Annotated in this window: 20 protein-coding genes; 16 read left to right on the forward strand and 4 right to left on the reverse strand. The window is 68.8% G+C overall.

What is annotated here, in order from left to right:
* Window positions 1-8: 8 nt before the first annotated feature.
* The 6 genes from ACQEVO_RS07930 (at window position 9) to ACQEVO_RS07955 (ending at window position 7,336) form a co-directional block, all read left to right on the forward strand.
* Window positions 9-1,538: an ABC transporter substrate-binding protein gene (locus tag ACQEVO_RS07930; protein ID WP_432910432.1), complete on the forward strand. Its 1,530-nt coding sequence runs from the start codon at window positions 9-11 to the stop codon at window positions 1,536-1,538.
* Window positions 1,535-2,296: a class I SAM-dependent methyltransferase gene (locus ACQEVO_RS07935; protein WP_432910434.1), complete on the forward strand. Its 762-nt coding sequence runs from the start codon at window positions 1,535-1,537 to the stop codon at window positions 2,294-2,296. The genes ACQEVO_RS07930 and ACQEVO_RS07935 overlap by 4 nt, the downstream gene beginning before the upstream one ends.
* 7 nt (window positions 2,297-2,303) lie before the next feature.
* Entirely contained in the window at window positions 2,304-3,278 is a 975-nt protein-coding gene (locus tag ACQEVO_RS07940) for an ABC transporter permease (RefSeq protein WP_432910436.1), read from the forward strand.
* Window positions 3,275-4,096: an ABC transporter permease gene (locus ACQEVO_RS07945; RefSeq protein ID WP_432910438.1), complete on the forward strand. Its 822-nt coding sequence runs from the start codon at window positions 3,275-3,277 to the stop codon at window positions 4,094-4,096. The genes ACQEVO_RS07940 and ACQEVO_RS07945 overlap by 4 nt, the downstream gene beginning before the upstream one ends.
* Window positions 4,089-5,639: an ABC transporter ATP-binding protein gene (locus ACQEVO_RS07950; protein WP_432910440.1), complete on the forward strand. Its 1,551-nt coding sequence runs from the start codon at window positions 4,089-4,091 to the stop codon at window positions 5,637-5,639. The genes ACQEVO_RS07945 and ACQEVO_RS07950 overlap by 8 nt, the downstream gene beginning before the upstream one ends.
* A 149-nt stretch (window positions 5,640-5,788) precedes the next feature.
* Entirely contained in the window at window positions 5,789-7,336 is a 1,548-nt protein-coding gene (locus ACQEVO_RS07955) for an acyl-CoA carboxylase subunit beta (RefSeq protein WP_432910442.1), read from the forward strand.
* 54 nt (window positions 7,337-7,390) lie between these two features.
* On the opposite strand, the gene ACQEVO_RS07960 is transcribed toward ACQEVO_RS07955, so the two are convergent.
* Window positions 7,391-8,392, reverse strand: a complete 1,002-nt coding sequence (locus ACQEVO_RS07960; RefSeq protein ID WP_432910444.1) for a phosphatase PAP2 family protein — start codon at window positions 8,390-8,392, stop codon at window positions 7,391-7,393.
* Window positions 8,393-8,541: 149 nt separating this feature from the next.
* Here ACQEVO_RS07960 and ACQEVO_RS07965 point away from each other — a divergent pair, with 149 nt between their 5' ends.
* Window positions 8,542-9,417 (forward strand): hypothetical protein, encoded by an 876-nt coding sequence (locus tag ACQEVO_RS07965; protein ID WP_432910446.1) that lies wholly within the window; start codon window positions 8,542-8,544, stop codon window positions 9,415-9,417.
* Between the two features lie 115 nt (window positions 9,418-9,532).
* Here ACQEVO_RS07965 and ACQEVO_RS07970 read toward each other — a convergent pair whose 3' ends face one another.
* Window positions 9,533-9,766 (reverse strand): hypothetical protein, encoded by a 234-nt coding sequence (locus tag ACQEVO_RS07970; RefSeq protein ID WP_432910449.1) that lies wholly within the window; start codon window positions 9,764-9,766, stop codon window positions 9,533-9,535.
* Window positions 9,767-10,162: 396 nt separating this feature from the next.
* Between ACQEVO_RS07970 and ACQEVO_RS07975 the strand changes: the two genes are divergently transcribed.
* From ACQEVO_RS07975 to ACQEVO_RS08010, 8 genes are all read left to right on the forward strand, one after another.
* Window positions 10,163-11,836: a SulP family inorganic anion transporter gene (locus ACQEVO_RS07975; protein ID WP_432910452.1), complete on the forward strand. Its 1,674-nt coding sequence runs from the start codon at window positions 10,163-10,165 to the stop codon at window positions 11,834-11,836.
* Window positions 11,836-12,501 carry a GAP family protein gene (locus tag ACQEVO_RS07980; protein ID WP_432910455.1) on the forward strand — a complete coding sequence of 222 codons (666 nt, stop codon included), beginning with the start codon at window positions 11,836-11,838 and terminating at the stop codon, window positions 12,499-12,501. The genes ACQEVO_RS07975 and ACQEVO_RS07980 overlap by 1 nt, the downstream gene beginning before the upstream one ends.
* Window positions 12,502-12,667: 166 nt before the next feature.
* Entirely contained in the window at window positions 12,668-13,633 is a 966-nt protein-coding gene (locus ACQEVO_RS07985; protein WP_432910457.1) for a TIGR00341 family protein, read from the forward strand.
* A 90-nt stretch (window positions 13,634-13,723) separates the two neighbouring features.
* On the forward strand, window positions 13,724-14,137 hold the full coding sequence (locus ACQEVO_RS07990) for a DUF7144 family membrane protein (protein ID WP_432910460.1): 414 nt from the start codon (window positions 13,724-13,726) through the stop codon (window positions 14,135-14,137).
* Between the two features lie 89 nt (window positions 14,138-14,226).
* Entirely contained in the window at window positions 14,227-14,655 is a 429-nt protein-coding gene (locus ACQEVO_RS07995) for a DUF6325 family protein (protein ID WP_432910462.1), read from the forward strand.
* A 10-nt stretch (window positions 14,656-14,665) separates the two neighbouring features.
* Window positions 14,666-14,989, forward strand: a complete 324-nt coding sequence (locus ACQEVO_RS08000) for an SHOCT domain-containing protein (protein WP_432910465.1) — start codon at window positions 14,666-14,668, stop codon at window positions 14,987-14,989.
* Window positions 14,990-15,047: 58 nt separating this feature from the next.
* Entirely contained in the window at window positions 15,048-15,707 is a 660-nt protein-coding gene (locus ACQEVO_RS08005) for a GAP family protein (RefSeq protein ID WP_432910467.1), read from the forward strand.
* 109 nt (window positions 15,708-15,816) lie between these two features.
* Entirely contained in the window at window positions 15,817-16,305 is a 489-nt protein-coding gene (locus ACQEVO_RS08010) for a DUF1269 domain-containing protein (protein WP_432910470.1), read from the forward strand.
* A gap of 51 nt (window positions 16,306-16,356) precedes the next feature.
* On the opposite strand, the gene ACQEVO_RS08015 is transcribed toward ACQEVO_RS08010, so the two are convergent.
* A complete protein-coding gene (locus ACQEVO_RS08015; RefSeq protein ID WP_432910472.1) occupies window positions 16,357-17,091 on the reverse strand; it encodes an MHYT domain-containing protein in 735 nt (244 codons plus the stop codon).
* Between the two features lie 472 nt (window positions 17,092-17,563).
* On the opposite strand from ACQEVO_RS08015, the gene ACQEVO_RS08020 reads away from it, so the two are divergent.
* The gene (locus ACQEVO_RS08020) at window positions 17,564-18,262 is read left to right on the forward strand and encodes a class I SAM-dependent methyltransferase (protein ID WP_432910474.1); all 699 of its coding nucleotides are present in this window, start codon (window positions 17,564-17,566) and stop codon (window positions 18,260-18,262) included.
* A 566-nt stretch (window positions 18,263-18,828) separates the two neighbouring features.
* Here ACQEVO_RS08020 and ACQEVO_RS08025 read toward each other — a convergent pair.
* Window positions 18,829-20,427 (reverse strand): GMC family oxidoreductase, encoded by a 1,599-nt coding sequence (locus tag ACQEVO_RS08025; RefSeq protein ID WP_432910475.1) that lies wholly within the window; start codon window positions 20,425-20,427, stop codon window positions 18,829-18,831.
* Window positions 20,428-20,442: the final 15 nt, after the last annotated feature.

Genomic DNA, 20,442 nt, shown 5'->3' on the forward strand with positions numbered 1-20,442 from the left:
AGTCGGATATGCGTGGTGCACCGCCGGAGTTGAATCGCCGCTCGTTTCTCCTCGGCAGTGCCGTCGCCGCGGGTGCGCTGGCCGTCGGGTGCGGTAGCGGCGGATCGGCCGCGGGCTCGGATACTTTCACCGCCGCCTTCCAGGGTTCGGGTGCGGGGGAGGGGATAGACCCCGGCGCGAACACCCTGTTCATCGACGAGGCCCGGATGAAGGCGATCTACGACGGGTTGTTCGAGGTCGATTCGGCGATGGCGCCGATTCCGCGGCTGGCGGAATCCGGCGAACCGAATGCCGACGGCACCCGGTGGCGGATCGCGCTGCGCGACGCCGTATGGCACGACGGTAAGAAATTCACCAGCCGGGATGTGCTCTATACCCTGTCCAGGGTGCTGGGGCCGGCGCGCCGGCGGCCGTTCATCGCGGCTTCGTCACTGGACCGGGTGGACCTCTCCGGATGCCGGGCGGTCGACGATCGGACGGTCGAGATCGCCTTGAAGGAACCGTCCTTCGAGTTCCTGATCGCGCTGTCGGTCTACGGCACCAAGATCGTGCAGGACGGTGCCGCCGATTTCGGCCGCCCGGTGGGCACCGGGCCGTTCGTCTTCGAATCCTTCGATCCCGGCCGGCAGTTCACCGCCACCCGCAACGAGCACTACTGGGACGGTGCTCCCGCTATCGGTGAGCTACGGATACTCAGTGCGGAGGCCGACGCGCGGGTGAACGCGGTCCAGAGCGGGGAGATCGACTATGCCGACAACCTCACCCCGTCCGCGGCGCGCACCCTCCGGGACAGGCCGGGAATCAGGCTGGTCGCCACGCCGAACAGCGGTATCTACTTCTTCGCCATGAAAACCGACCGCCCACCGTTCGACAAGCCGGATGTCCGGCGCGCGGTGATGCGGATGGTCGATCGGGCCGAACTGCTGAAGGTCGCCCTCGAAGGGCAGGGCGAGATCGCCGATGATGTGTTCGGCAAGGGCTACCAGTACTACGCCGACCTCCCGCAGCACGACTACGACCCCGACGAGGCCGCCCGGCTGCTGCGCCGGGCGGGCGTACGCGATCTGTCCTTCGACTTGTTCACCGCGCCGGTGGCCTACGGATTCGTCGAAGCGGCCCGCCTTTTCGCCGATCAGGCCGCGGCGTGCGGGGTACGCGTGAACGTGGTGCTGGGTTCCAAGGACAGCTACTACACCGATGCGCTGGACACCGGCCAGCTGACGATGGGGCAGTCGGGACCGTTGCCGATACCCAACCACTTCGCTTCGCGGCTGCTGAGCGGGGCACCGCAGAACCGCACGAAATGGTCCGATCCCGAATTCGACGGTCTCTATGCCAAGGCCCAGGCCACCCGCAGCGCGCAGGGCCGCACCGCGATCTACCGCACGATGCACGAGATACTGCACGACCGGGGCGGGTTCATCTTCTTCGGTACCACGAACTGGAACAGTGCGGGCGGGGATCGGTTCGCCGGGCTTCCGGCGGCCGTGCCGAACTCCCACGATTGGGCGCGCTTCGACGGGGTGAGCATCCGATGACGGCGCTCGATCCGGCGCTGGCCCGCTATTGGCTCGAACGCTGGGACCGCCAGCAGGAACGCTATATGCCCGATCGCGAATCACGGTTCGAGGTGATCGGTGATGTGCTGATCGAATTGCTCGGCCGGCCCGACCCGCTGATCGTCGACCTGGGCGTGGGCCCGGGCACCCTGTCCGAACGGCTGCTGGCCCGGCCGCCCGGCGCCACGGTGGTCGGTGTCGATGCCGATCCGCTCCTGCTGGCCCTCGCCGGCGCCGCGCACGGTTCGCCACGTTTCCGCACGGTATTCGCCGATCTGCGTGAGCCCGGCTGGTTTGCGGCGCTGGGGCTGGAACGTGCCCCGGACGCCTTCGTCAGCACCACCGCCCTGCACTGGATGAACCGGGAACCGCTACGCGACCTCATCCGCGCCTGCGCCGGCGCCCTGGCGTCCGGCGGGGTGTTCGTCAACGGCGATCACCTCTACGAGGGACCGGACGGTCCGCGGCTGGACGCGGTGGGCCGGGCCCTGACCGCCCGGCGGGCCCGCCGGCTCGGCACCGCGGCGGCGGAGGACTGGCAGGCCTGGTGGGCGGCCGTGGAAAGCGCGCCCGAACTCGCCGGCCTGGTGCGCCTGCGCGACGGTGGGTTCGAGCACACGGTGTACGACCGGCCCAGTGCGCACGACTATCTCGCCTTCGCCCGCGAAGCCGGGTTCGCCGAGGCCGGGACGGTCTGGCAGTACGGCGACGACCGCGTCGTGGTCGCGATCCGGTGACCGGGCGGTGAGAGCCGGAGTCCGGCCGGACGCGCGGCTGATGCTGCGCCGGGCGTGGATCGGTGCCGGACAGCTCGCGATCCTGCTCGTCCTCGTCTTCGCGCTCTCGCTGGTGCTGCCCGGCGATGCCGCCGATGTGCAGAACAACACCATCCTGAGCGAGGACCAGCGCGAACACGCCCGGCATCTGCTCGGACTGGACGTCTCGCCGGTGACCAGGTTCGCCGACTGGCTCGGCGGCGCGGTGCGCGGGGACTTCGGCACCTCGTACGCCGGCGGCGCGAGCGTCGGCTCGGTGATCGCCGAACCCTTCCTCGTCACCGCGTTGCTCGCCGGGCTCACGCTGCTCGTCCTGATCCCGGTCGCGGTGGGTGCCGGTTTCGCGGCGGGACTGGCGCCGGGGTCGGGGCGCGACCGGGTGATCACCTCGATCAGTATCGGATTCGATTCCATCCCCGATTTCGTGTTCGCGGTGGTGTTGGTGGCGGTGCTGTCGGTACGGTTCGATCTGCTGCCCGCGACCTTTCTGGGCGCCGATCTGTCCACTGTGCTGGATCACCCGGAATATCTGGTGCTGCCGCTGGTCGTCACGGTCGTGCGGATGGCCGCGCCGCTGGTGCGGCTCGTCCGGGCCGGGGTGGTCGATGTGCTCGATCAGCCCTATATCGCGCAGGCGCGCCGGCTGGGAGTTCCCCGGTTCTCGTTGCTCGCCCGGCATATGGCGCCCAACGCGCTGGCACCGGCGATACAGGAGCTGGGCCGGACCGGTGGCGGCCTGCTGTCGGGTGTGCTGATCGTGGAAGCGGTGTTCGCGGTACCGGGTATCGCCTCCGAACTCATCGGTGCCATCGCCAACCGCGACGATCCGGTGATCCTGGCGATCGTGGCGATCACCGGGGTGATCGCCGTGGTCGTGAACACGGCGATCGATATGGCCGGTTTCCGGATGAATCCCCGTGCCGCCGCCGGGATCCACCGGTGACGGCACGGCGCGGGTTGTCCGTGGCACTGCTCGCGGTGCCGCTGCTGTGCGCGCTGGGCGGCCCCGTGCTCGCCCGCGGGGCGCCCGGCGAGCGGTCCGCCCCGTTCGGTCCGTCGCCGTGGTCGCCGTTCGGCACCGATCGGCTGGGCCGGGATGTCCTGGCGGCCGCCCTCACCGGCGGGCAGACCTTCCTCGTGGTGGGGGTGCTCACCGTGCTGGGTGCCTACCTGGCCGGATTCCTGATCGGCGTCGCCGCGGCCGCTGCCCCGTGGATGTGGCTGGAGGACTTGCTCATGCGCCCGGTGGATGTGCTGCTGTGTATTCCGGCGCTGCTGATCATCATGGTGGCGGCGTTGCGCACCGAGGGGTCGGCAGTGGCGATCGCCTGCGCGATCGGCCTCGCGCTGGTAGCCCCCATCGCACGGTTCGTCCGGATGGCCGCCGCCGGTGTCGTGCACGGGCCGGTGATGGACGCGCTGCGGATGCAAGGGGAGACCCGCGCGTACCGATACGGGCGCTATGCGCTGCGGGAGATGGCGCGGCCGCTGGCTGCCGATATCGGGGTCCGTTTCACGGCGGCCGTCTATTTCCTGGCCTCCGCGAATTTCCTGGGCCTCGGATTCGATACCACCTCCACGGACTGGGCGGTCTCGGTGGCGGCCAACAAGGACGCGCTGTTGATCGCGCCGTGGTCGGTGGTGCTTCCCGCCGTGCTGATCGTACTGCTCGCGGTGGGGACCAATCTGCTGGTCGACGATCTGCTGCCGGATCCGCGCGGGCTCGCGGCCGGCGCCCGGCGGGCGGGCCCCGATGCCTGAACCGCTGATCACCGTGCGCGACCTCGGTGCCCGCGCGGGGGATACGCCGATCCTGAGCGATATCGATTTCGAGATCGCGCCGGGCGAGGTCCTCATACTGTTCGGGCCGTCCGGCGCCGGGAAGACGACGATCGCCGCCGCCGTGGCCGGTGTACAACGGCCGGGCATCGAACTGACCGGGGAGATCAGCCGGTCCCGGGTGCTACGAGTCGGCTATCTGCCGCAGTACGCGGCCGGAACGCTGAACCCGGCCCGGCGGGTCGGTGCGGTGCTCGGGGAACTGGCCGCGGTAGCGCACCGGCGCGGCGGCGGCCGGGGACGATTGCGGGCGAGTACCCGGCGAGAGCGTATCGCGCGGGTACTGGCGGCCGTGGCGATCGGCCCCGGCGACGACGACCTCGATCGGATCCTGCGGAAATACCCGTTCGAATTCTCCGGCGGGGAGCGTGCCCGGCTGGCGCTGGCGCAAGTTCTGCTGTTCGAACCGGATGTCCTGGTGGTCGACGAGCCGACGGTCGGCCTGGACTCCGTGGCCCGTGCCGCGTTGCTCGCCGGCCTGCGCGGGCTGCGCGCGGCGGGCAGCGCCGTCGTGCTGGTCACCCACGATCCGTTCGTGGTCGAGCAGATCGGCGACCGCACCCTGTTCGTCCGCGCCGGCCGGCTCTCCGGCGCCGAGGGCTGCGGCACCGCCGGGCGGGCGGTGACGGCACGGGCACGGTCGGGTACGTGCGACGGGGGCGCGGCGGCGATCACCACCGAGGTGGCCGCCGCGCACGACGGCGAACCCGTCCTGCGGGTGCGTGATCTGGTGGCCGGACCGCCCCGCGACCCGACCCTGCGAGCCATCGATCTGGACCTGCGCGCCGGGGAAATGCTCGGTCTCCTCGGAGTTTCGGGCGCCGGCAAATCGACCCTCGCCCGGTGTCTCGCCGGGCTCACCCGTCCCGTCGCAGGGGAGGTCCGTGCCGGAGACGACCCCCTGCCGGTTCTGCGGCGGCGCACCCGCCACCAGATCGCCGCGATCCAATACGTCTGGCAGGAATCCGCGGCATCGTTCGACGCGCGCCGCGCCGTTCTCGACCAGGTCGCGGCCACCGGAATCCGGTTGCGCGCGATGGACCGGGCGCAGGCCCGGGCCGCCGCGACCGCGCTGCTGACCGATCTCGGCATCGGCCCCGAGCAGGCGGGCCGCCTCCCCGACGAGCTCTCCGGCGGCCAGCTACAGCGCGCCGCCCTCGCCCGGGCACTGCTCGCACGGCCCCGGGTGCTGTTGTGCGATGAGGTGACCACGGCGCTGGACAAACCCACTGCCGGACTCATCCTCGACCATCTCGACGAATACCGGCGCACGCACGGCGCGGCGGTGCTGTGGATCAGCCACGATCTGCGCAGCCAGTTCGGCCGGGCCGACCGGATCGCGGTACTCGACGGCGGCCGGCTCACCGTGCTCGGCTCACCCGCCGAGGCAGCGATGCGCTCGGGACCAGCAATTTTTGCCCGGCTCCTCCGCGCCGACGGACTCGACCACCGGCTACCGGTCTGACGATCACCGGCAGTGGAAGCCGGCTGTCGTGGCGGGCTGCGACCGGCGACATGCGGGGCGTGGACCGCGGTGAACCCGCCGGCCGGCGTTAGTCTCGTTGAGACACACCGTATTCGAGAGCTCGGCCGAGACGACGAAGGGCGTGCGCAGTGGAGGCGACGACCGCTGGGAAACTGAAACAGCTGCGAGAGAATCTGGCGATCGCGCGGGAGCCGGCCGGTGCCGCGGGGATCGCGAAGCGGGCCGCCAAAGGGATTCGCAGCCCGCGCGAGCGGATCGCCCTGCTGCTGGACCCGGGTAGTTTCGTCGAAATCGGTGCGTTGGTACGGCAACCCGGTGCACCCGACAGTCTGTACGGCGACGGTGTCGTCACCGGGCACGGCACGATCGACGGCCGCCCGGCCGTGGTGATCGCGCACGACCAAACGGTTTTCGGCGGTTCCGTCGGGGAGATGTTCGGCCGCAAGGTCGCGGCGGCCATGAATCTGGCCGCCGAAACCGGCTGCCCTTTCGTGGCGATCAACGATTCCGGCGGTGCGCGAGTGCAGGACGCGGTCACCTCGCTGGCCTGGTACGCCGCCATGAGCCGGCGGCAGCTGGGGTTGTCCGGGGTGGTCCCGCAGGTGTCGGTGATGCTGGGCAAATGCGCGGCCGGTGCCGTGTACTCGCCGATCAACACCGACATCCTGGTCGCTACCGAATCCGCCCACATGTTTGTGACCGGCCCCGACATCATCCGCGAGACCACCGGCGAGGAAATCACCCTGGAGGAACTCGGTGGCGCCTACAACCAGGCACGTAACGGCAATATCCATCACGTCGCCGCGGACGAGGAAGCGGCCTTCGCCTGGGTGCGCGACTACCTGACTTTCATGCCGTCCCATTGCTTCGCCGAACCACCGCTGGTCAACCCGGGCATCGAACCGCACCTCACCGATTCCGATCGCGAACTCGATACGCTCGTCCCGGATTCCGACCGCACCGGCTACGACATGTACGACATCCTGCTGCGGATCTTCGACGACGGCGAATTCCACGAGATCGGCGATACCGCGGCGCGCAATATGATCACCGGCTTCGCCCGGGTCGACGGCCGCAGTGTCGGCGTGGTGGCCAATCAGCCGCTGGTGTCCAGTGGTGCGATCGACGCCCGCGGCTCGGACAAGGCGGCCCATTTCATCCGGCTGTGCGACGCGTTCGGATTGCCGCTCGTCTTCGTCGTCGATACACCGGGTGTGCTGCCCGGTGTCGAGGAAGAGAAGATCGGCGTGATCAAACGCGGCGGCCGGTTCTTCTACGCGGTGGTCGAGGCCACCGTCCCGATCGTCACGGTGGTGGTACGCAAGGCCTACGGCGGCGGTTACGCGGTGATGGGCTGTAAACAACTCGGCGGCGATATCAACCTCGCCTGGCCGACCGCACGGATCGCGGTGATGGGCGCCGAGGCCGCGGTGGGTCTGACGCAGCGGCGCCAGCTCGCCGCCGCCTCCGACGAGGAACGGCCGGTGCTGCGGCAGCAGATGATCGACTTCTACAACACGACGGTGGCGACGCCGTGGACGGCGGCCGAACGCGGCTATATCGACGCGGTGATCGAACCGTCGCAGACCCGGCTGGAGATCCGGGCGGCGCTGCGCCTGCTCCGTGGCAAAACGGTCCGGCACGGCCCGCGCAAACACCACCTCATGCCGCTGTAGCCGCAGGAGCCGACCCCGGCTCGGGCGGCTCGCCGGACAATGCGCCTACGGCCGTCATGACCTGGGCGCCGGCTCCGGTCTCGGTTCCGGCGGTCCGGTCTCGGGATCCGGCTTCGGTTCCGGCCGGTCCGGCTCGCGTCCGCCGGATCTGCGGCGCCGCTCCCAGGCGCGGGCGAGCACGATCGTCACCACGACGTACGCCCAGCCCGCCAGTACGTCCACGACGTAGTGCTCGCCGCCGTAGACCAGCGTGAACGCCATGGCCACGGGAAACAGCGCCAGCGGAACCTTCCACCACCGGTTCCGGGCCAGCGGCCACAGGGCGACCGTCACGAGCAGGGCGAACGCCGCGTGCAACGACGGTAGCGCGGCCACCGGGTTGCCCTGCGCGGCAAGCCAGTCGCCGCTGACATCCACCGACACCAGATGGAAACCGAAGCCCGTACCCCGATGGACCTCGGCCGGGATCACGCCGTCGCGCGCGGCATACCAGGGCGGGGCGGCGGGCAGCAGCACATAGGTGAGCAGGCCGAGATAGGACAGCAGCACGATCCGGCGCATATATTTCGACCAGCGATCCCGGGACTGCACGTAGAAGATCGCGGCGATCAACCAGGGAACCACGAAATGGCTCGTATAGACCATGCCGGTGAGCACGGTCCACCACGGTTGTTCGCCGTCGTGGATCAGCCGCTCCTGCAACCACACCGTGGGGATGGTGCCGCCGAACAGCCACTGCTCCGCGGATACCAGTTCCGCCACGCGCACCGGCATACCGAGGGTGTTGGCGATACCGCGGGTGTGGTCGTACAGCACCAGGGCGGCAATGAGCGGAACCCAGTCGATCAGGGTCCGCACATGGTCGCGCCACGGGCGATCCGGATTGAACGCGGCGATCCCGATGACGATCCAGACGGCCTGGTAGATCCGATCGGTCGGCAACCCGAATACGACGGTGACGACCGCCAATGCCAGGAGGTAGGCCGACCACACACTGTTGCGCAGCAGCCGGCGCGGCCGTTGCCCGGTCGGCGCCTCGATCGTGGGGGCACCCATCTCCCCAGTTTTCCATCAGCCGACTCTCCGGTGAACGGCCGACTACCCGTAAATGACTTTCCGGGTCCTACCATCGACCGGATGAGCGAGCCACGCCGGCCGTTTCCCGGGCCCACCGCGACCCCGGTCGAGCGTATGGGGCGGCCGATATGACCGTGGACGACGTGGCCGACGACCTGTACGGCCGCCCGCCCGGGGAATTCGTGGCCGCCCGCGACGAACAGGTGCGCGCCGCCAAGGCGGCCGGCGATAAACAACTCGCCGCCGCGATCGCGGCCTTACGTAAGCCCACGGTGGCCGCCTGGACGGTGAACATGCTGGTGCGCGCGGCGCCGGAAGAGGTGGCGGCGCTGCTGCGGCTGGGGGAGCAGCTACGCACCGCGCAGCGCGAGTTGTCGGGCGCGCAATTGCGGTCGCTGACCAGGCAGCGGCGGCAGGTCGTCGACGCGCTGGCGGAGCGGGCCGGGGAAATCGCCACGGAACACGGGCACCCGGTCACCGAGGCGGTCCTGCGTCAGGTGGGCGAAACACTGACCGCCGCGCTCGCCGACCCCGACGTCGCCGGCCGGGTGCGTGCCGCGACGCTGGCGTCGGCGGCGAGCTACGCGGGATTCGGCCCGGTGGGGCCGGATCTGGCGGTGGTACGGGACGAGCAGGAGCAGTCCCGGGCTCGCCCGGATCGGGGACCGCGCGGCCCGAAGACCCGGGCGAAGGCGCCCGCAGACGGGCGTTCGAAGGACGAGGAGCGGCGGGCACGGGAAGAGGAAAAGCGACGGGCGAAGGAAGAGGAGGAGCGGCGGGCGGCGGTGGAGCGGGCCCGCGCCGCGCTGGCGGCGGCCGAACTGGACGCGCGGCAGGCCGCCGAGGAACTGCGACGCAGTGAACAACGCGTAGCCGAACTCCGCGACGACCTCGCGGCCGCGGAGGAGCAGCACCGTTTCGCCCGGCAGGCCGATCGCACCGCCCGGAGCGAAGTGCGCAGCGCCACAATCGAACTGGAGCGGGCACAGCGACGTTCGAAGTGAGCGGCGCGGACCAACGATCACCCACAGCCGCGACTCCCTGGCGTACGGTACGCGTGCACCGCGGCGAATCAGCAGCGGGTGGCAAACGCGGACTTCGGTGCGGCGTCCGCCGGGGCTAGGCGTGGTCGGCGAGCGATTCGTGACCGGCGCGGCGTGCGCAGTGAGCGCAGCAGAAGATCTGTGCACCCGCCTCGACACCGTGGCCGAGCACCCGGCAACTGCAGTGCGCGCAGACCGGGGCCAGTTCGCTCGCGGCGCATTCGAAGCTGTCGAATGTCCACGACTGTCCGTCGCGGCTGACGGTGAACGTTTTGTCGTAGTCGTTGCCGCAGGTATCGCAGATGGCCATAGCTTCATACCTCCCGGGCATTTGTTCGTTCTCTTGCTGGTTCCGCTGTCATCCGGGCCGTACCCGGCGCCGTTGCGGGCAAACACCGCCCAGCCGCCAGGTGCGGGCCGGCCGGTTCGCCGGGTTGTGCTCACCCCGCACGGGTGATGCGGTCGTGCCGCGCCGTGCGCGAGGGTGAGGTCATGCATCGACGGGAGGCAGGGACGCTGATGCGCGGTTCGCGGTGCGCCGGCACGGCGGATCCGCGGTCCGGCGCGGTACGCGAACCCGCGGTCGCGCCGCCCGGCGGATCGGCTCCGGCCGCCCGGCTCGCCGGCCGCGGGCTGCCGCGGAGGTGTTGACCGCACGGCGGCCGGACGGATCTCTCTGCCTGCCGTGCTCCGGGGGAGATCAGTCGTGAATCGCGCACTGCGGTGGCTGCGCACGATCCTGCCCGGCGAACGAATCCAGCGCTCCGATGTGCTCGCCGGGCTGTCCGGGGCGGTGGCCAGTGTGCCGGACGGGATGGCGGCGGGGGCGCTGGCCGGGGTGAGCCCGGTGCACGGGTTGTACGGGAGTATGGCGGGCCGGCTCTTCGGCAGTTTCGCCACCAGTACCCGGTTGATGGTCGTCACCGCGACGAGTGCGTCGGCGCTGGCCGCGGGGTCGGCACTGACCGAGGTCGCACCCGATCAGCGTTCCGCGGCGCTCATCCTGCTGACCTTGTTCGCCGGGTGCGTCATGATCGCGGCCGCGGTGCTGCGGCTGGGCCGGTACACGCGGTTCGTCTCGCATTCGGTGATGACCGGCTTCCTGGCCGGTATCGCGGCGAATATCGTCTTCGGGCAGGTGGCGCAGCTCACCGGGGTCTCGGCGGATTCGTCGATCGCGTTGCTGAAAGCCCTCCATGTCGTCACCCATCCGGGCGAAATCGATATCCCGTCGCTGGTGGTCGGTGTGTTCGCGCTCGCGCTGCTCGCCGGACTGGCGCGCACTCGCCTGCGGTTGTTCGCCGCGCTCGCCGCCCTGATCTTCCCGACCGCGCTGATGATCGGCCTGGGCTGGGATTCGGTGACCCGCGTATCCGATGCGGGTGCGATTCCGAGCGGTTTCCCGCTGCCGCATATCCCCGATCTCGCCGCACTGACCCCGTCGCTGCTCGGTGGTGCCGCCGCGGTGAGCGTGATCGTGCTGGTGCAGGGCGCCGGGGTGGCGCAGGCCGTTCCGAACCGGGACGGCTCACCGACCGATCCGAACCGGGATTTCGCCGCCCAAGGGATCGGTAGTATCGCCGCCGCACTTTTCCGCGGGATGCCGGTCGGCGGCTCGCTCGGGCAGACGGCGCTGAACGCCACCGCGGGGGCGTACACCCGGTGGGGCGCGATCCTGTCCGGCGTGTGGTTACTGGGGATTCTGGTCGCCTTCGCCCCGCTGGTCGGCAAGGTACCGATGCCGACCCTGGCGGCGATCCTGATCGTGGCGGCCTCGGGCGCTCTGGAACCGGGCGGTCTCCGGGCGATCTGGAGCAGCGGGTCGACTTCCCGGATCGCGCTCTCGGCGACGTTCCTCGCCACCTTGCTGCTGCCGGTGAGCGCGGCGGTGGGTATCGGGGTGGCGCTCTCGCTGATCCTGCAGTTGAACCGGGAAGCACTGGACCTCAAGGTGGTGCGGTTGCGGGTGGAGGACGGAGATCTGGTCGAGGTCCCCGCACCGGTCCGGCTCGCCGATCACCAGATCGTCATCCTCGACGTGTACGGCAGCCTGTTCTACGCCGGGGCCCGCACCCTGCAGGCCAATCTGCCCGATCCCACCGGTGCCGACGGCCCGATCGTCATCCTGCGGTTGCGCGGCAGGACCTCGGTCAGTGCCACGTTTCTCGCCGTGGTCGGGGATTACGTACGCCGGCTCGACGACGCCGGCGGCGCCCTCTACCTCAGCGGGGTGGATCCCCGGATCCGGGAGCGGTGGACCGACGATCTGCTGGACCGGCAGGGCGTGCGGGTCGAGTTCTTCCCGGCCACCCCGACCATCGGCGAGTCGACGCTCGCCGCCTATGCCCAGGCCAGAGTGCGGTTACGAGAGCAGCCGTGATGAGCGAACTGCTGGTGCTGCTGCTACCGGAGATGGCCGGGTTGATCATCACGCCGGGCGCGGTCGCGGGATGTGTGCTGTTGCTGCTGCGGTCGCGTGCGCCGGTCCCCGACGCGCTCGCGTTCGGTGGTGCGTTCCTCGTCGTCTACTTACTCATCGCGATCACGGCGATCCTGGGCGGCGCGGCCGACCCGGCGGCCGGATCGACGGATACCTCGCACGGTGTCGGCGTGGTCGTCGGAGTGCTGTTCCTGCTGGCCGGGCTGTGGGTGCTGGTGCGCCGCCCGGCATCCCGCCGCCGCGAGGGGCCGCCGAAAATTCTCTGCGAACTCGAGTCCAGTGGTCCGCGGCGTTGTTTCGTACTCGGTATCGCGCTGGCGGTGCTCAACCCGAACCTGTTCCTGATGATGTCCGGAATGAGCTATATCGCCGGCTCTTCGGTGGGGCCGGGGCCGGCGTTGCTGGCGACCGTGCTGCTACTGGTCGCGGCGTCGGTCGATTTCCTGGTACCCGTCGGTCTCTATCTCGCGTTCGGCGACCGGGCGCGCACCTGGCTGGGGTCGCTCGAGTCCTGGGTGCTGCGGCATGCGCGCGGGTTGTCGCTGGCGGTTCTGTTCGGTTTCGGGGCGCTGTTCACCGCGCGCGGAATCATCGGCATGGTGTAGTACCCCGGGTACGGCTGCGTCCCCGGTGCGGATTCACCCTCCGGGGATGAGGTGGGCGCCGGTTCCGGCCGGGATCATCGACGGACAGCCCAGCGGTGAGGCGTACCGGGAGCGGCGATTCCGGGACCCGCCGCGGTGCCGCGAACGAACCGGATCGAGGACGCCCATGTCACTGCTGGTCCCGGACAGTCAACGACGGACCCTCGAGGAGCTCACCGACCGGCTCGACCTGGGATCGGGTGAAACGACCACCAAACGGTCCGCCTTCTGGATCATGCTGACCCTCTCCGGCATCATCGCCGCCTCCGGCGTGGTCGGGGATTCGACCGCCACCGTGATCGGCGCGATGATCGTCGCCCCGCTGTCGGTGCCGATCCTCGGCGTCGGCCTGGGTATCGCGACCGGCCGCGCCGAACTGGTCACGCGCAGTCTGCTGCTGGTGCTGGCGGGAATCGTCCTGGTGGTGCTGGTGGGCTTCCTGTTCGCGCAGGTCCTGCCCAATCCGACGAATGTGCTGACGAATTCGCAGGTGATCGGCCGTACCTCACCGAAGCTGACGGACCTCACCGCGGCGCTGGCCACCGGACTGGTGGGTGTGGTGGCCATCATCCGGCGCGATGTCGGCGACGTCCTGCCGGGCGTGGCCATCGCGATCTCCCTCGTTCCGCCGCTGGCGGTGGTGGGAGTATGCCTGGGTTCGGACGCGCCGGGGCTGGCGGTGGGTGCCTTCGTGCTGTTCGCGTCCAATATGGTCGCCATGATCATCACGGCCACCGTGGTCCTGGTGATCACCGGCTACCCGGCGGAGGCCGGGGCCGGCGCCCGCCGTCGCGGGCGTGCCTACGCGATCCTGGCGGCCGGGCTGATCGTGGTGGCCGTACCCATGGTGGTGAATTCGCTGTCCTCGCTGTGGGCCGATCAGATCGCCGACGCGACCCGCAACTGGCTGGCGGAAATACCCGGCGCCCAGGTCACCGATGTGACATTGCAATCCGATACGGCCACGATCCAGGTGCTCTCTCCGGGTGACCTGCCGCCGACGGACAGTCTCGAACGGTCGGTGCACGATCTGGTGCCGTGGCATCCCGAGGTCGTCATCGTGCACACCGTCGGCAGCCGGATCGCGAACTGACCGCCGGCGAGTTCATCCGATCCGGGTGACGCGGCCGGCGCCGCGCATAGGGCATACCTGGTGCAGGAGAAATCCCGATGAGGAGGGCTGATGGCACGGACGACAGGCGCACAGCGCAACCCGGTCTCCCAAGGCGTCGCGGCGGTGACCTCCATCGGAGTGGCGGTCCTGCTGCTCACCGTGGGGGTGCTGTCGATTTTCGCCGGCGGATCCGCCGTCGCCGCCGACGATCTGTTCGTCGAAGGCCCGGACTACCTGTACCAATTGGACACCACGACCTGGGGCTGGATCCATATCGTGGTGGGTGCGTTGATCGTGATCGCGGCGATCGGCCTGATGGCCGGCGCGGTGTGGGCGCGGGTCACCGCGGTGATCCTGGCGGCGCTGTCGATCATCGGCAATTTCCTGTGGCTCCCGTACTACCCCTGGTGGTCCGTTCTGGTGATCGCCTTGGACATCGTGGTGATCTGGGCCGTTACCACCTGGGTTCCGGACCGCCGGTGAACCGTCGGCCGGCCTCCGCCGGGGCCCGCGGTAGAACTCATCCGCCACGGGTGATGCGGTTCCGCTATCGCGGCCGCCAGGATGGCCCCATGACCCACGCATCGGAAATCGGCCCGGTCGAGCTGGTCGTTCTCTCCTTCCCGGGCGCGCGGATCGACCGGTCGGTGACGGCCGCGCTGGCGGAGGTGGTGGACCGCGGTTACGTCACCGTGCTCGACCTCATCTACCTGACCATGGACGACTCCGGCGGTCTGCGGCAGGTCGAGGTCGACGAATCGCTGACCGATATCGGGCTCGACGGGCTCACGGTCGACTCGCGGGGACTGGTCAGCGACGAGGACCTCGATATCGTGCGGGCGGCGATGGAACCCGGTACCTCCGCCGTGGTGATCGCCTACGAGGAGACCTGGGCCCGGAAACTCGCCGGCACCGTCCGCGGCGCCGGCGGCGAGGTCGCCCTGCACGTGCAGATACCCCGGGATGCCGTGACGGCGGCATTGTCGGCAGCCACGAGGTAAGGAGAAACCCATGGTGTTCCGCGCAGGACGGGTGGGCCGGCCGGGTCTGCTCGGCACGGTCGCCCGCACCGCCGTGGTGGCGGGTACGGCCCGGGCGACCGCGAACGTGGTCGATCGGCACGCGCAGCGGCGTGCCGCGGAAAGCCAGGCCTACGCCGCGCAGCAGGCGCCACCGCCGCCACCGCCGCAGCAGTACGCGCAGCCCGCGCCCGCGCCGGCCGCCGCGGAATCGGAGGACCTGGTGTCCAAACTGCACGAGCTGGGGGAGCTGCACGCCTCCGGTGTGCTCTCCGATGACGAATTCGCCGCCGCCAAAAGGCAATTGCTCGGTTGACCGGGCGCCGCTCCCGCCGTAACGGGTACCGGAAGCACCGGTCGAGAGGATATGCGCTATGGGCTCGGTGATCGGCGACCTGTTACCGCTGGCGGTCGGTGTGGCGATCTCACCGATTCCGATCGTGGCGGTGGTGCTGATGCTGCTGTCCGGCAATGCCCGCGTCACCGGTCCCGGTTTCGCGGTGGGCTGGGTGGCGGGAATCTTCGTGGTCACCGGGATCGTGACCGTGCTCGCGGGCTCGGTGGGTTCGGGTTCCGGCGGTGGCGGAACGGCCGGGGCCTGGATCAAGATCGTGCTCGGTATCGCACTGCTGGTGCTGGCCTTCACCCAGTGGCGGTCCCGGGCCGATACCGGCACCCCGGAATGGATGCGGGCCATCGACGAGTTCACCTTCGGGAAAGCGGCGGGTCTGGCGGTGGTGCTCTCGGCGGTCAATCCGAAGAATCTGCTGCTGTGTGTCTCGGCCGGGATCGTCATCGGCACCGGTGGTCTGGCCTTCGGCGGCGATATCGTCGCGCTGCTGGTGTTCACGGTGCTGGCCGGTGCTTCGGTGCTGGTGCCGGTGGTCGGTTATCTGGTGGCGGCCGACCGTATCTCGGAGCCGCTCGCGGCCGCCAAGAACTGGCTGCAGACCAACAATCACCTGGTGATGGCGATCGTGCTGGCGACCATGGGCGCGGTTGTGCTCGGCAAGGGTATCGGCGGGCTCGGCTGATCCGCGGCCGCGGCGCGAGCTGCGGATTTCACCCGTGCGGTATGAGCGGCGAACACATAACCGCAGATAGCGTCGGTAATGCTGCGCCGTCGACATCATGGAGGCCGTCATGGCAGGAACCTTGACCGTGTGGAAGTTCCCGACCGAGACCGGCGCCGAGACCGCCGTCGCCACCGTGCGGGATCTGCGCCGGCGCAGGCTCATCACCCTGCACGATGCCGCCGTGGTGAGCTGGCCGGCGGAGGCCACCAAACCGAAAACGCGCCAGCTCCGCCATCTTGCCGGAATTGGGGCACTGGGCGGCGGGTTCTGGGGCCTGCTGTTCGGGATCCTGTTCTTCGTGCCGCTGATCGGTGCCGCTGTGGGCGCCGGAATCGGCGCGCTGGCGGGGGCACTGACCGATGTCGGTATCGACGACAAGTTCATCGAGGAGTTGAAGGAGCGGATCACGCCGGGCACCTCGGCGCTGTTCCTGCTCACCTCCGATGCGGTACTGGACCGCGTGCTCGACGAATTCCGCGGCCAGAGCCCGGAACTGATCTCGGCGAATCTATCGCACGAGCAGGAGGACAAGCTGCGCCGGGCCTTCGCGGAATGACGCCCGGGCCCGGCGAAACGGTCCTGCGACCGAAGCGCCGGCCGATCGACGTCAGGGCGCGGACCGGTGCGGGTCCGTCAGGGTCATGCTGATGCCGATGAGCAGACCGACGGTGACGACGCTGAGCGCGCCGAGCAGCGGCCCGAGTACCTCGAGCGCTTCGGCGCCCCGCGGTGCCGCGGACTCGGCCACGGCATGGGCGTGCATAGCGGACATTCCCGTGTAGTGCATGGTCGCCACGCCCGCGGCCATGACGAGAGCGGCGCCCAGTGTCGACGGCAGACCCCAGGAGCGCAGGCTGAACCACAGCGTCGCGGTGGCGGCGACCAGGGCGATCACCAGGGACAGCGCGACCCGTGCCGGGTCGTAGTCGATCTGCGCGTTGGTCTGCATGGCCGCCATGCCGGTGTAGTGCATGGCCGCGATGCCCACGCCGGTGATGGCGCCACCGGTGAGCAGGGCGAAGATTCCGGAGCCGGGTGTGGTGACGAGGTAGAGGCCGATGCCGACCACACCGACGGCGATGGCGGCGCTGAGGACCGTGAGCGGGACATCGAACCGGATCTGCGCCCCGTCGATGGCGAAGCCGAGCATCGCCACGAAATGCATCACCCAGATTCCGGTTCCGCCGATGGCGATCGCGGCCATCGTCAGCCAGCCGAGGCGGCGCGGGCCGCGGCGGGCTTGTTTGGTGCATTGGAGGCCGATGGCGCAGCCGGTGGCCGAGAGGAAGTAGGCCAGCGCGGGCGTGAGCCAACCCAGCGCGAAATGTTCTAGGTGAAGCATGTCCATCCAAACTTCTGCCGGGCATAACCCCGAGCCTGCTGTGTGGGATAGACAGTACGACAAGAAGTTCCACCGAGTGTGCTGATCATTTGCCCCAATTCTCGTGGTGTCCATCACATTTGCTCCGGTGCACGATGAATACGCAATATTGCATTCTCGTGATCGAGTCCGGAGAGCTGGAATCGCAGTCGGTTGGGTCGGCTGAGTTTTCCGAAAACCCAGTGTTCGTGGGATGATTCATGCCCGATTGGTCGCGTGGAACTTCTCGCGAAATGCCGGCGGATACCGACGCCGGTCGCGGGAGAAAATGAGCTGCTCGGCGCGATGTGGCAGATAGCCGCTTCATAACTGAACAGCTCCACTGCACCGGAGTATGCGTCCTGGCGGCGGAGCCGGCCGGTGTAGAAGGTATCGCCGGATACCGTCGTTCGGTTACATGTACATCGGCCGGCCCGGCTGATAGTTCTTGGGTATGACCACTCCGGGTGAGTTCGAATTCGAAGACGTCTACCGCACCGGCGGGCCGTTCGGGCCGGGTGCCGCGCCGCCCTGGAGCATCGGGGAGCCGCAACCCGCGCTCGCCGCCCTGATCGAGCAGGGCAGATTCCACGGGGAGATCCTCGATGCCGGATGTGGTGAGGGCGCGATCTCGCTGGAGCTGGCCGCCCGCGGTTACACCACCGTGGGCCTGGATCTCGCGCCGACCGCCATCGATGCGGCACGTGCCGAGGCCCGTCGCCGCGGCTTGGGCAACGCCACTTTCGAGGTCGCGGACATCACGTCGTTCACCGGATACGACGGGCGTTTCGGCACCGTCGTCGACAGCACGCTGTTCCATTCGATACCGGTCGAGGCGCGGGAAGGCTATCTGCGCTCGATCGCCCGGGCGGCCGCCCCGGGTGCCTCCTACTTCGCCCTGGTCTTCGATCGGGCCGCCGTACCCGCTGATCCGGGACCCGGACCGTCGCCGGTCACCGCCGACGAGTTGCGGGCGGCGGTGTCGAAGTACTGGGTGGTCGACGAGATCGCTGCATCCCGGATTCACGGCAAGATCCCCGCGGCCATGGCGGCGCAGACGGACACTCCGATGTTCCGGCCGGAAGCCATGCGGGACGAGCCGCACGGCCGCAAGTCGCTGCCGGCCTGGTTGCTCTCGGCGCATCTGGGCTGAAGTCTCGGCGTGCGGGTGGCTCGGCCCGGCCGAACTCCCGAAAATGTCCGTTATTTCCGATATTGACCGAGTAATTCGCGCGCGCAGGATAATTCGATGTAATACACTCGTGTAATTCCATGCGACGTATTTGTTTCGACGCCGGAATTCAATTTCTGTTAACCTCTGTTTTCAATAACGTTTGCAAAACGGAACGGATACGTTCGGATTACGCCACTACCAAGGTGGTCGGCGCACACGAGCGTCATCGGTTGGATGATTGATTGGAGAGGGAAATGGGTTCTGTCGACCTGGGTAGCCTGGGAACTCTGCTGGGTGCGTTCGGGAACATTTTCAGCGGATTCGGCGATCTGTCGAGCCTCTCCGCTGAGTAAGAGGTGCTTCGTACGCGCAGGTAAACCTGTAGCAACAGCCCGCCGGATCGCAATCCGGCGGGCTGTTCGTTTCTCTTCCGAATTCGGTACGGATTCACCGGGCCGTGATCGCGGACAAAATGCCGTGCGCGTCAGCGCAATTCGCGACCGGGTTTTGCCGGGATCGAAATCGGATTCCGATTTCTCTCTCGATCAGCCGGCGGCGGCCAGCAGGTCCGCCGCCTTCTCGCCGATCACCACCGCGGGGGCGTGGGTATGGCCGCGGATGATGGACGGCATCACCGACGCATCGGCCACCCGCAGCCCTTCGACGCCGCGCACTTTCAACTCGGGCGTCACCACACTGGCGGAATCGTTGCCCATCCGGCAGGTGCCCACCGGGTGGTACAGGGTGTGCGAATGCCAGGTCAGCGCCTCCTCGAGCGTTTCGTCGAGGGTGTCGAGTTCCCGCTTGGGCTGCAGGAACGGGCCGAGCGCGGACCCCAGTGGCGCGGTATGGGCGATGCGGTGGGCGATCCGCAGGCCCTCGAGCAGGGCGGTGCGATCGGCGCCCTCGCTGTCGGAGAGATACTTCGGGTCCACCAGGACCTTGGCGGCCGGGTCGGCCCCGGCGAGGGTGACGGTGCCCCGGCTGCGCGGGCGCAGCAGGATCGGGCCGAGCGCGACGGCATGGCCCGGCGCGATACCGATTCCCTCGTCGAAGAACGGCGCGGGACCGAAAATGATTTCGAGATCGGGCAATTCGAGATCTGGCCGGCTGCGCACGAAACCGTAGGCCTCTCCCACATTCGAGGTGAGCATACCGCGGCGGCGCAGCAGATAATCGAGCAGCTGGCGTGGCTTCTCGGCATCGAACAGGGTGCCGGAATCGACGCCGAATCCGATGAGCGAAATCAGGTGGTCGCTCATATTGCGGCCGACATCCGGAATATGTTGCAGTACCGGAATATTGTGTGCGCGCAACTGCTGTTCGTCGCCGATGCCGGAGAGCATCAGCAATTGGGGGGTATTGATCGCGCCGCCGCAGAGCACGACCTCTTTCCGGGCCCGGACGGTGAAGACCTGATCGTCTTTCCGGTATTCGACGCCGACCGCGCGGGTGCCCTCGAAAACGACGCGATTCGCATGCGCCCCGGTGACGACGGTGAGATTCGGGCGACGCCGCGCCGGTTTCAGATACGCGTCGGCGGTACTCCACCGCGCCCCGCGTTTCTGGGTGACCATCGTCCGGCAGAAGCCCTCCGGCTGCGCGGTATTGGCCCGCTCGTTCTTGAATCCCGCGAGCTCGGCGGCCGCCAGGAACTTTCCGGTCCACGGGTTCGCGGTGCGCTGATGCGAAATCCGCAGCGGCCCGGTGCGGCCCTCGTCGGGCTCGGACGCACCTTCGACAGCTTCGACTTTTTTGAAGTACTCGACGATCTTGGCGAACGACCAGGCATCGCCGGCCGCGGCCGCCCACTCGTCGTAGTCGGCGCCGAAACCGCGCACCCACATCATGGCGTTCATCGAGGAGGAACCGCCGAGCAGCTTCCCGCGCGGATACAGGATCTGGCGGTTGCCCAGTTCGGGCTGGGGGGTGGTCAGATAACCCCAATCGCATTCGCTTCCGAACAGTTTGGAGAAGGCGGCCGGGATATGGGCGAACCGGTTGGTGTCCTCCGGTCCGGCCTCGAGCGCGAGAACCTGGTTCCCCGGTTTCTCGCTCAGCCGGGCGGCGAGAACCGCGCCGGCCGAACCGGTGCCGACGACGACGTAGTCGACAGTGGACGGCAGCGTCGTATCTGCTTTCATCGGTGTGCTCCAGTG

The sequence above is a fragment of the Nocardia sp. CA-290969 genome (assembly GCF_050936135.1).
Taxonomy (GTDB): domain Bacteria; phylum Actinomycetota; class Actinomycetes; order Mycobacteriales; family Mycobacteriaceae; genus Nocardia.

Excerpts from the sequence above, each read along its gene's own strand:
- ACQEVO_RS07970 (WP_432910449.1), bottom strand. The coding sequence starts at position 9,766 with ATGGCCATCTGCGATACCTGCGGCAACGACTACGACAAAACGTTCACC.
- ACQEVO_RS07985 (WP_432910457.1), top strand. The coding sequence starts at position 12,668 with ATGTCACTGCTGGTCCCGGACAGTCAACGACGGACCCTCGAGGAGCTC.
- ACQEVO_RS07980 (WP_432910455.1), top strand. The coding sequence starts at position 11,836 with ATGAGCGAACTGCTGGTGCTGCTGCTACCGGAGATGGCCGGGTTGATC.
- ACQEVO_RS08010 (WP_432910470.1), top strand. The coding sequence starts at position 15,817 with ATGGCAGGAACCTTGACCGTGTGGAAGTTCCCGACCGAGACCGGCGCC.
- ACQEVO_RS07935 (WP_432910434.1), top strand. The coding sequence starts at position 1,535 with ATGACGGCGCTCGATCCGGCGCTGGCCCGCTATTGGCTCGAACGCTGG.
- ACQEVO_RS07965 (WP_432910446.1), top strand. The coding sequence starts at position 8,542 with ATGACCGTGGACGACGTGGCCGACGACCTGTACGGCCGCCCGCCCGGG.
- ACQEVO_RS07930 (WP_432910432.1), top strand. The coding sequence starts at position 9 with ATGCGTGGTGCACCGCCGGAGTTGAATCGCCGCTCGTTTCTCCTCGGC.
- ACQEVO_RS07990 (WP_432910460.1), top strand. The coding sequence starts at position 13,724 with ATGGCACGGACGACAGGCGCACAGCGCAACCCGGTCTCCCAAGGCGTC.
- ACQEVO_RS07950 (WP_432910440.1), top strand. The coding sequence starts at position 4,089 with ATGCCTGAACCGCTGATCACCGTGCGCGACCTCGGTGCCCGCGCGGGG.
- ACQEVO_RS07960 (WP_432910444.1), bottom strand. The coding sequence starts at position 8,392 with ATGGGTGCCCCCACGATCGAGGCGCCGACCGGGCAACGGCCGCGCCGG.
- ACQEVO_RS07995 (WP_432910462.1), top strand. The coding sequence starts at position 14,227 with ATGACCCACGCATCGGAAATCGGCCCGGTCGAGCTGGTCGTTCTCTCC.
- ACQEVO_RS08000 (WP_432910465.1), top strand. The coding sequence starts at position 14,666 with ATGGTGTTCCGCGCAGGACGGGTGGGCCGGCCGGGTCTGCTCGGCACG.
- ACQEVO_RS08005 (WP_432910467.1), top strand. The coding sequence starts at position 15,048 with ATGGGCTCGGTGATCGGCGACCTGTTACCGCTGGCGGTCGGTGTGGCG.
- ACQEVO_RS08025 (WP_432910475.1), bottom strand. The coding sequence starts at position 20,427 with ATGAAAGCAGATACGACGCTGCCGTCCACTGTCGACTACGTCGTCGTC.
- ACQEVO_RS08015 (WP_432910472.1), bottom strand. The coding sequence starts at position 17,091 with ATGCTTCACCTAGAACATTTCGCGCTGGGTTGGCTCACGCCCGCGCTG.
- ACQEVO_RS08020 (WP_432910474.1), top strand. The coding sequence starts at position 17,564 with ATGACCACTCCGGGTGAGTTCGAATTCGAAGACGTCTACCGCACCGGC.